Origin of the sequence: Actinacidiphila oryziradicis (genome assembly GCF_005047355.1) — a bacterium.
In the GTDB taxonomy this organism is placed as follows: domain Bacteria; phylum Actinomycetota; class Actinomycetes; order Streptomycetales; family Streptomycetaceae; genus Actinacidiphila; species Actinacidiphila oryziradicis.
The window spans coordinates 21,726-31,293 of record NZ_SUMC01000083.1; the positions used below are offsets into that span (position 1 = coordinate 21,726).

The 9,568-nt window shown below is 66.6% G+C and carries 8 protein-coding genes; 4 read left to right on the forward strand and 4 right to left on the reverse strand.

Features of this window, described 5'->3' with window-relative positions:
• The first annotated feature begins 61 nt into the window (after positions 1-61).
• Positions 62-1,423, forward strand: coding sequence for an AbiJ-related protein (locus FCI23_RS42565; protein WP_246144605.1), 1,362 nt, complete (start codon positions 62-64; stop codon positions 1,421-1,423).
• 232 nt (positions 1,424-1,655) lie between these two features.
• Here FCI23_RS42565 and FCI23_RS42570 read toward each other — a convergent pair whose 3' ends face one another.
• Complete coding sequence (locus FCI23_RS42570) at positions 1,656-2,018, reverse strand: hypothetical protein (RefSeq protein ID WP_136729417.1); 363 nt, start codon at positions 2,016-2,018, stop codon at positions 1,656-1,658.
• An 18-nt stretch (positions 2,019-2,036) separates the two neighbouring features.
• Positions 2,037-2,315: a hypothetical protein gene (locus FCI23_RS42575; protein WP_136729418.1), complete on the reverse strand. Its 279-nt coding sequence runs from the start codon at positions 2,313-2,315 to the stop codon at positions 2,037-2,039.
• A gap of 85 nt (positions 2,316-2,400) precedes the next feature.
• Between FCI23_RS42575 and FCI23_RS42580 the strand changes: the two genes are divergently transcribed.
• Entirely contained in the window at positions 2,401-3,186 is a 786-nt protein-coding gene (locus FCI23_RS42580) for a hypothetical protein (protein WP_136729419.1), read from the forward strand.
• Between the two features lie 49 nt (positions 3,187-3,235).
• Positions 3,236-4,339 (forward strand): helix-turn-helix domain-containing protein, encoded by a 1,104-nt coding sequence (locus FCI23_RS42585; RefSeq protein WP_136729420.1) that lies wholly within the window; start codon positions 3,236-3,238, stop codon positions 4,337-4,339.
• A gap of 395 nt (positions 4,340-4,734) precedes the next feature.
• Here FCI23_RS42585 and FCI23_RS42590 read toward each other — a convergent pair whose 3' ends face one another.
• Both FCI23_RS42590 and FCI23_RS42595 read right to left on the reverse strand, forming a co-directional pair.
• Positions 4,735-5,334 (reverse strand): hypothetical protein, encoded by a 600-nt coding sequence (locus tag FCI23_RS42590; protein ID WP_136729421.1) that lies wholly within the window; start codon positions 5,332-5,334, stop codon positions 4,735-4,737.
• Between the two features lie 369 nt (positions 5,335-5,703).
• Entirely contained in the window at positions 5,704-7,080 is a 1,377-nt protein-coding gene (locus FCI23_RS42595) for a tyrosine-type recombinase/integrase (RefSeq protein WP_169317203.1), read from the reverse strand.
• A gap of 1,137 nt (positions 7,081-8,217) precedes the next feature.
• Between FCI23_RS42595 and FCI23_RS42605 the strand changes: the two genes are divergently transcribed.
• The coding region (locus tag FCI23_RS42605; RefSeq protein WP_136729423.1) for a gamma-glutamyltransferase at positions 8,218-9,568 on the forward strand (1,351 nt) is incomplete at its 3' end.

Consider the following 9,568-nt stretch of genomic DNA (forward strand, 5'->3'; position numbering starts at 1 on the left):
ACCGCAGGTGTCCCGTACGGCCCCGACGCCACCTGACGGTGACGCGATCTGGTCATTCAATATGGGTGCATCTTTTGAGGGTGTCTGGCACGAGCGTGACCTGCGGGTTCTTGATTCACCACGGCTACGCCGCGTCAGTGACACCCGGCCATACGGAGCCGTCGCGGCCAAACGGGTGCTGTGGGAGACAGGCAGGCAGGTCGGCCGCGACGGCTCCGTGGCAACGACGGACTCAAGTGTGTTCGGTCCCGTCCTGGGCCAATTGGACGATTGCCACCCCCATCTGCGGCAGGGCAGGAACCAAGCGTGCCACGTAACCGACGTCACGCGCCGCCGGCTTCGCGATGGCCTCACCGACGGGTGGTGGTGGGGGACGCTCGACGAGGTGCGTTTCCTCAGTCGCCTGTACGACCTCAAAAACCTGCCCAGCCACGACCCCCGGTTCGCCACCGCCGAGCAGGACATCTGGCAGCACTGCATCAACAACCCAGTGGACTGGGCGGGGGAAGAGGACTGGATCTGGACCGACGAGCGCTTCGGCCTGGCCGACAACGACGAGCCTCTCCTGCGGTTCCTGGCCGAGACGCTGCACCCGGCGGTGCGCACCGACCCCGCCGAGGTTGAGCGCCTGCACGCCTTCTACAACCAGACGCTTGTGCACGATGGCTACGAAGTCATCGCAGTGGACAGCATCAGCGGGGCACCGGTCTTCACCGCCCGGACAATCGGCGCCGGTGTGCCCGGCGTGATGAAGAACCTGATCTTCGCTGCGGACGGGCCGAAACCGGAATTCGTGCTCGGTGACGCAATCAACAACGACGTCCTGATACTGAAGAACGAGCAGTTCTGCCTCGTTTACAGCCAGCCGCTCAACATCTCGGGCCTGACCTGGGGGGAGATGATCGGATGGTGGCGGTCCCGTGAGTCCCTGCCCGAGAGCGTGCCCGACGACAAGGTCGGCCGGGCCCTATACAAGCGGCTGTGGGCGTCCCTCCACAGCGATCCTGACCGGCCCGAGTGGCTCTCGCCCGAGCAGACGGTGTTCCGCACCTACTGCGAGCTGTTCCCCATCAACGAGACGGGACCTGGGCGCCCGGCGCTGCTACCGCAGGTGTACCTGCACATGGACCCGAAGACCCGCAAGGAGCGCGGCGGCAAAGACAGCGTCCTCGGCCGCGAACGCATGGACTTCCTGCTGCTTCCCCACGGTGTCCGTATCGCGGTGGAGGTGGACGGCCAGCACCACTACGCGGAGGGGAATCAGGCGTCCCCGCGGCTGTACTCGAAGATGGTGGCCGAAGACCGGGCGCTGCGACTCAAGGGTTACGAGGTCTACCGCTTCGGAGGGCACGAGCTGGGCTTGAACGACGCTCCAGCGATGCTCCGCCAGTTCTTCGCCGAACTTCTCGCACGCCAACCGTAGCTCTGCCTGATCAGACCGCCCTCTTCGCGCGGACAGTGACGCCCACACCGTCGACATCAAGGATCTGCTTGAAGGTCTCGCCGGAAGCACGCCGCGGACCGCTGGTAGCCGGCGACTTCCCACGCAGGCGATGCGTGCCGGGGCGGCACCGATGCTCGCGCTGCCCCACGGTCTCATTCTCTGGCAGCTCCGCATGGTCGTCCTGCGGGCTGCGGCCGTGCCGGTCGGCGTCTCAGCTTCCTCGCAGCAGCTCTGCATATTGGTCGAGCAGTTCCTCGGCCAGATCGTTTTCGATCGTGCGCACGACCTCTAGGGCGCGAAGGTGGAGGTCGGATCGCTCAATGCCGCAGAACGTGGTGTCGTCGGTGATGCCGATGTCGATCCCTTCAAGTTTTCGGAGGCTCCAGAACCGGTCGCTCTTCGCTCCGTCCTCCTTCGGTGGCGCGACGGCACGGTCGTCGACAAGGGCGGCCTCGTCCAGGTGCTCCAACGCGTTCCGGGCCAGCTGCAGCGCCTTGTCTTTTTGTCGGGGCGGGTTCCCACGTTCCTTGTCGAGCCGGTCCCGCCACCGCTCTACCTGATACGCGGCCCACAAGAGGGTGTGCTCTGCGGCTCATTGCTCCCGGAAGGAGTGGGCCAGCGCGTCGGATGTGATGCCCTCGACTTCACAGTGCATGCGGTGCAGCGTCCGGGCGGTCCGGTCGATCTCTTCCACACGCCTCACTTGCTGCAGTACCGCCTCGGCCCAGGTCCGCAAGAACAGCAGCGCCGGTTCTTCCGCTTGGTCCTTCTTCGTGCCTGATGCCGAGGGGAAGGATGTCCATCGCTTGTCCACAGCAAGATCGTCGCCCGCATCGGCGTCGATTGCCGCTCGATGAAAGCGATGAAGCATCAGTGCAAGTTGACGTTGATCAACTGAAGTGGTATCACTTCCTGCATGATCCCCACTGAAGTCTTATCCGAGAGGTCGGTCGCTCGTGGAAATCGCTGAGTCTCACTGGTCCACTGCGCTGTTCGGGAGCGACGAGCAGGCGCGTGCCGTGCGTGACGGGATCGCGCGGGCGCTGAAGGACATGCAGGACAACGCCGTGGCCTCCCAGGAGGAGGCTGGTGTCTCCTCCACGCAGGTTCACGGGGTGGCGCGGTTCCGGGGCTCGTACGAGCGCGTTGCCGAGGAGCTGAAGGACGTGCCCGGCGCGCAGCTGGTGAAGCCCAACGGGTTCCAGTTCGAACTCGTCCGGGTAGGCCAAGGGCTCATCTACCCGTTCTGCTTCGCCAAGAAGGACGTCAGCGCCCGCACGGCGAAGATCCAGAACGTGTGGTCGGTGATCCGGGAGCTGTTCGCTTTCGCTCCTCCACCGGCGCAGGCTGACCTGTTCGGGGAGTATGCGTTCGACCCCGCAACAGTCGAGCTGCGGTCGAGGCTCGCTGCCCTGTCGCCTGACACGCGGCTGGTCCTGGTGCCCTTCGCCTGCAACGCCGATGGGCTGCTCAAGCCGTACTGGGGTGTGGCGTCCCTCGCCGACGAGAATGGCGCCCTCGAATGGGTGGTCGATCCGGAGCCGCTTCCCATCCCGGACTCCGCGACGATGCAGCCGAGTATTCCTGCCCAGTCGGTTGGCGAACCGGCCAGCTTCCACCAGGGGGCCGAGCCCGTCGTTCCCCTCTCGACGCGTCCCCTGCCCGAACGTAAGCAGGGAGTTGCAGCGATGACCGAGATCGAACCGATCACCCCAGTGGCAAGCGAGAACGATGAAACCTGACGAACCAGTCCTACCCGGGCTGGAAGAAGGGCCCGCCACCCCCCGGACCGTGGCAGGCGCTTTCGATCCCGCCCGGTTGACCCAGGCACGGCGGCTTGCCGGGCTGACCAAGAAGGACGTGGCGGAGTCCATCGGGGTCTCGCCGGCAGCCGTGGGCCAGTACGAGACAGGGGTGTCGCGTCCCCGCCCGGACATCGTCCCGCTGCTGGCCAAGGTCCTCGATGTCTCGATGGAGTTCTTCCTCGCGGGGCGCCCCGGACACCGGCTGGATGCCTCCATGGCCCACTTCCGCAGTCTGCGCAGCACTCCGAAAGCGCAGCGGGAGCGCGCGCTGGCGTTCGCCGAACTGGTGGGGGAGCTGACGTACGCGCTGGAGCGGCGGGTCCAGCTTCCTCAGGTGGACCTGCCCGGCTTTGTCGGCGGCGAGGTTCATCCGGGGCTTGCGCTGCCGTCCGACCCCGCCGCAGCGGCGCGCGGACTGCGACAGCAGTGGGACCTGGGAGACGGACCGGTCACCCACCTGGTGCGGCGCCTGGAGGCTCACGGCGTCGTGGTGGTCCTGCCGGCCGAAGCGGACGCTGCGGCGGCAACCGTGGACGCCTTCTCCTCCCATGTGGCCCGCCCGCTAATCGTCCTGACCCGCAACCGGGCCAACGACGTGTACCGTCACCGGTTCACCGCAGCCCATGAACTCGGGCACCTCGTGCTCCACGGCGAGGCCACAGGGGACAGCCGGCAAGAACGCGAGGCCGACGCTTTCGCGGCAGAGTTCCTCACCCCGACCGACAGCATCCATCCCCTTCTCCCGGGCCGCATCGACTTTGCCCGGCTCGGCGGCCTCTCCCGCACATGGGGAGTTTCGGTCCACTCCCTGGTCTACCGGTGCCGCGAACTCGGAGTGATCTCCGACGCCACGGCGAGCCGGGCCTACCAGAGGCTGCGGGTCCTGCACGGGCGGCCGGGATTCAGCCCGGAACCGATCAGCGGATACCCAGGAGAACAACCGGTACTCCTGGGCCAGGCGTTCGACCTCGCAGCCCGTGAAACCGGCCTGACCGTAACGGTCCTTGCCCGAGAACTCGCCCTGGCTCCCGCGCGGGTACGGGAACTGCTCGGCATGCCCGACAGCAGGCCCGTCCTCCGCCTCGTATGATCCGCGACTCGGCCACGCCCGCCAGGGGGCCCGGCAATATGCCGCGGCCCCCTCGCGCATGGCTGATGAAGGCGGGAGTCAGTGCGCGGATTCGCTGTTCGGGTACGTCGCCCCTGAGGGCGTTGACAGCCATGTCCACGCCGGGGGTGGCGGCTGCGCCGAAGAGTGCGTGCAGCTTGTCCAGACCCTGACGGGTGATGTCTCCAACTCGTTCGTCGCGTCGCTGCGGAACTCAACGGCCGCCCATGCAAAACGCTCGGCTGGGAGACCCCAGCCGAGCGTCTGGTCAAGCTGCCGACAACAGCCGCTTGACCAGCAGTGTTGCCACGACCCCTTGAATTCGCCACCGGGAGGGGACTTTGTGGCGCTGGCGTGGCCTCTAGACTGCCATCGAGTCAGATCGTCGGCGTGTCATCGATGACCTCCTTATGCGGTTCGACAATGAACCTCCAGCCATCGCTGGGCTCCAAGAACCGCGCTCGGGTCGGGTAGATGTCCAAGGCGCGGCGATCACGGTTCTGACTGCTCGTGCCCTTCCGCCCCCGGATCGGCTCCTCGAACAGGTCGACCTTGACGTCCGGCACCGCGACGACTTCCTCGCTCCAGCGCTGAACGATCCCCGCTCCGAACGCATCCCGCGCGGCGGAGTAGAGCGACTCCAGAGATTCCTTGTTCCCGCCGGGAACGAAGAGGGCGAGGCTCAGGAGGACGCCGGCACTCTGGAGAACCTCTATTTCTTCCCCCGCCGTGTCGACAATCCAGATCCCGGGCTCTTCGGCATTGTCCGGGAGAAGATGGATTTCGTCACCAAATATCGTCCTTGCGGTGAAGGACCCTCCCTCAAAATTATTACCCGGCTTCGTAAGGTTGGCCGGGGCGTAGCAGTCGAGAGGAAGGCCATCTGTCTCTGCGGAGACGAAGATGCCGTCCTGGGGGCCCAACTCTGAAACCTCCTCGGCCGTAAGACGTCGAGCCGTAACCTTCTCGGTATTCACGCCATTCCCCTTTTTTGCGGCGTCCTGTGAATTAACCATGACTCTATCACGAAAACGCCCAGCCAGTTCCCGTTCTGGGATCCGGGAATAAGGTTGCGTCCACACCAAGACGGTACTGGTCGGCTTCATGAGCCGCCGAAGAAATTACTAGGGGAGTTGACCAGTACCAGCGTGACCGCGAAGACATGCTTAACAAGCGTGGAAACTAATATGCCATTCTCGCCGAGTCCACTCCGAGATCTGCCGCGGAAGACGCATCGAGGTGAAACGCGCAGGCGGGACCCTGCGGGCCTCTGACTGGCCAGCCGAAGAATCGGCACCCGACTGCGCTCTCAGCCGAGACTGCTCCTCAACCGTCACCTTTCCCATTTACCGCCGTAATCCCAGGCAGGGCCTGGATGTCGTAGGCGTTGAGGAGGTGTTCGATGCGTTGGTTGTTGATGGACTGGCGGTCGTAGAGGCATTTGGCGTAGCGGGTGAGGAGGACTTCGACGTGTTGCCAGCGCGCATGGCGACTTCCGCAGGATCGGCGCCTGCCGCGAGCCAGGTGGACAGGGCGGAGTGGCGCAGGTCGTAGCGGCGTTTGCCGAGGGGCGTGGTGACGAGGGCGGGTGGTAGGGCGAGGGTGCGGGCTCCGTTCCAGACGCGGTGCCAGATGGTGTAGCCGACGATGTTGCCGCGTTCGGTGAAGAACAGCCGCCCGTCCTGCGCGGCGCCGAACATCTGGACGCTGTCCCGCCAGATGGCCACCAGGGGCGGCGGGAGCGGGACGATGCGAACCTCGCCGGGCGGCCGGTTCTTCAAGCCGCGCTCGTCGTACATCTGGCCGCTGTCGGTCCACTTCTTGCCAGCCTGGGGGCGGGTGCGGTGCAGGACCAGCCGGCCCCACCCGGTCTCGGGCAGGGTGCAGTCCGGAAGCGTCACCGCGACAGCCTCCTCCGGGCGCAGCCCGGCGTAGTACATGCCAGCAAACAGTCCGACCAGCCGTCGGCCCTTGGCCCGCTTGTAGCCGCCGACGTAGGAGACCGCGGCCAGCAGGTCCTGCGCCTGGTGAGGGTTGATCACCGACCGCGGATCGACCGACCTGGCCTGCTTCGGCACCCGCCAGCGGATCCGGTCCAGCGGATGACTGCCCAGCTCCCCCTGCTCCATCGCGTAGTACAGCGCGTTCACCAGGACCTTCCGCTTGCGCCGCACCGTCTCCGGCGCCGCAGTGCCACCGTCCCGCTTGCGACGCAGAGCTTCGAGCACACCACGGGCCAGGGCCGGATCGTGCGGATCGACCAGCGGACGGGACGCCTTCGCCACCCACGCCAGCGCCAGCCGGTCCTGCGCCGGAATCTCCTCCTCGCTCGCTCCCGGGCCCAGGAACGCCCACGACCGCAGCGCCCGGTGCAGCACGTCCTCGCGGGGCCGCCCGGGCACATCCCACAGCATCGCCCGGGTCACCAGCATCAGCGCCTCGCTCGTCTCGTTCCGCGTCGTCGCCGCCCGCCCCACCCAGTGGTCCCGGGCATACGCGACGGCGAAGGCGTACCAGGTCAGCTCCGCCGGCCCCCGCGACCCGCACCCACCCGGACCCGCCGGCGCCAACCCCACCCGCAGCGCCCGCGCCAGCTCCGCACCGAACTCCCCCGCCACCTGAGCCACATCCCGACCCCGCTCCACCGGGACGTCATGCCGGAACGCCCGCCCCCGCTGGCGGCCCACCATGACCCCGCCGACCCCTGCTACAAGCTGCTGCACTATGCCCCGTCCTCTCACGCTGAGGAGGAAGGACTGCCCACACCGTTCCCCATCCGCGCAGGCGCGCAGGCGCGTAGGCAGGCGTGAAATCCCCAGCCGCACTAACCCCCGCCAACGAGGCAGTCGTACGTCAGGGCAACCGGCTACTCCCCCAAGGGAACGAGAATCCGTCACGTAGCGTGATCGCCCTCACGCGCACCCCTCGCACACACCCTTCGTGCTTCGTCACGCCGGGTCCGGACCCAGGACTGTCAGAGCCCCGGCGGGGTACAAATATCAGGAGACCAATCCAGCGAGACGGGACCTGATGATTCGTCAGATTCGAGATCCGAGGCAGTGACGCATTTGTGACGCGGGACGCCTGACGGCCCGTCCGATAACGCGCTGACCTGCGGAAACGCGAGCTTTGGCCACGGCCTCCGGAGCCGTTGCACTTTCCCCCGAGGGCCGGGCGGTACGCACAGTTCCGTCTCGCCCGCACCCTGGCCCAGGACCTGCGCAGACCCTGGGAGAAACCACTAACCCCTGACCAGCTCACCCCCGGCCGAGTCCGACGCGGCTATCCCCGCACACGCCAGGCCCTGGGGCACACCAGCCAGCACGCCGAAAGCCACCCACCCCGACCCCGGCCGCCTCAAAAGGCCGCACCACCACCCCCGCGCCCCGCCACCCAGTCACCAAAAAACATCACAAATATGACATGCCCTGACGCGGCGGAACAGAGAAGAAGACTTAAAGATCAAGCTAAAGCGGCGCTCGCGGTACGGCCGCCGTTACACGGGTGTCCGCGCCCTTGCAGCGAACAGCCAAATTTACACAAAGCCGGACCCCGCAAACCGGGCCACCCATCCTGCGTCACCTGCACTATCAGCGAGGTGAGCATCCATCAGAACGTGCGTCAAACGTGCGTCACGTGCGTCGAATATGCGTCAAGATATCGCCCGTAACGCCCACAGCGCACATAACGCACACGGCGCGAACCTGCAGGTCAGACGCCCTTTGCCACCGGCTCAAGGATCGCCACGCACTCCACGTGATGCGTAAACGGAAACAGGTGACCTGGCTCAGGATCTGCAAAGGGCAAACTCAAGCCCCCGGCAGGCCGCTGGCGCGCGGCTACTGGCACAGTGAATCCTCGTGCCCGCCAAGAACGCGAAAGACCAGAAGCCCATGCGGTACCCCGACGCCATCGACATACCCGTGCTCTTCCGCGACGGCCCAGGCGGACGGACCAGGAGTGAGTGGCGCCGGAAGGACCACGCCGCATGGAACGGCACCGCCTTTCCCCCCGGAGACGGCTGGCATCTACCCACCACGACGTGGCGGAACATCCTTCAGGCCGCGGTCGGCGTGGGACGTGACATCTCCCCCTGGCTCAACCGGCCTCACTACGCCATGCGCGAGATCGGGGCGCGGATCGTGCCCCTGAACGCGTATCTGGACCTTCACGACGGTCCCCGCCTGCACGAGTACAACGCCGGAAGGCGGCTGACCGCGAACGTCGTACTCGAACACGGCACCGAAGCCAGCGCCTTGGGTGCCTTCAGCTACCGGCTAGGCATGACGATGGCGGAGTGGGCCTGCCGCTCGCTGATGGGCCTCGGCGAGACATGGCACATCGAGAACAGCTGGCCCATGGGCATCTACGACCCGGCCGCCGGAACGAAGCCGACCAAGGGGCAGAAAAACCCCCGGCCCGACTTGTGGGGCAGGCATCATTCCGAGGGCCGCCACTGGCTGATCGAGGCCAAGGGCGGAGACATCACGCCCGGCCGGCTCAACCACGGCTGGGAGCAACTCCTTGGGGGATGCACAGTACTTCATCCCCATGGCCTGGATCACCGCATCGTACTCTGCAGCACCGCCCTCAAACGCGGAGTCGGCCCCAGGAACGACCTGTTCGTCATCATCCGTCCGGAACACCACCCCGGAACACAGAGCGGCTCCCTCACCTCCACAAGCGGCAAGGGGTCGTCCCCCGCAGAGGTGCAATCGGCGGAGGAGGCTCTCGACGAGGACGGTACCGGCAGCACCCTGCTCGATGTCGCCCGCTCACAAATGCTCACCTACCTGGCTCTGAGCGCCCTGGAAGGCTCCGCCTTCTCCCGGCTCCGCCTGGTACCGGTAGCCCGTGACCGCGGCGAGCGCCATCCAACAGCGGGGCCACTCACCCTCATGGAGGACGACGAGGCCACCCGCGAACGACGTACGGCCCTGGGCGGGCGCGAAGCGTCCCCGAACGACGCGAACGCCCGAGCGGCGGGCCTGGACAGCTTCCTCACGGGCCGTATCCCGCACACGGAAGTCACTCTCGGCATGTCCCGACGGCTCTACGCAACCTGCGCCGAACTCTTCCAAGCCGACCGGGAGATCGCGGAGCGGACGCCGGGGCTACGCGCGGAGGACCGCACCACCGACGTCGAGGAGGAAGAACTGGAAGAACGATCGACGGCCGCGCGCCGCGAGTACCGCGAGCGCCAGGAGGAAG

Coding starts and splice junctions, on each gene's coding strand:
- FCI23_RS42565 (WP_246144605.1), top strand. CDS start 62: ATGGGTGCATCTTTTGAGGGTGTCTGGCACGAGCGTGACCTGCGGGTT.
- FCI23_RS42575 (WP_136729418.1), bottom strand. CDS start 2,315: ATGCTTCATCGCTTTCATCGAGCGGCAATCGACGCCGATGCGGGCGAC.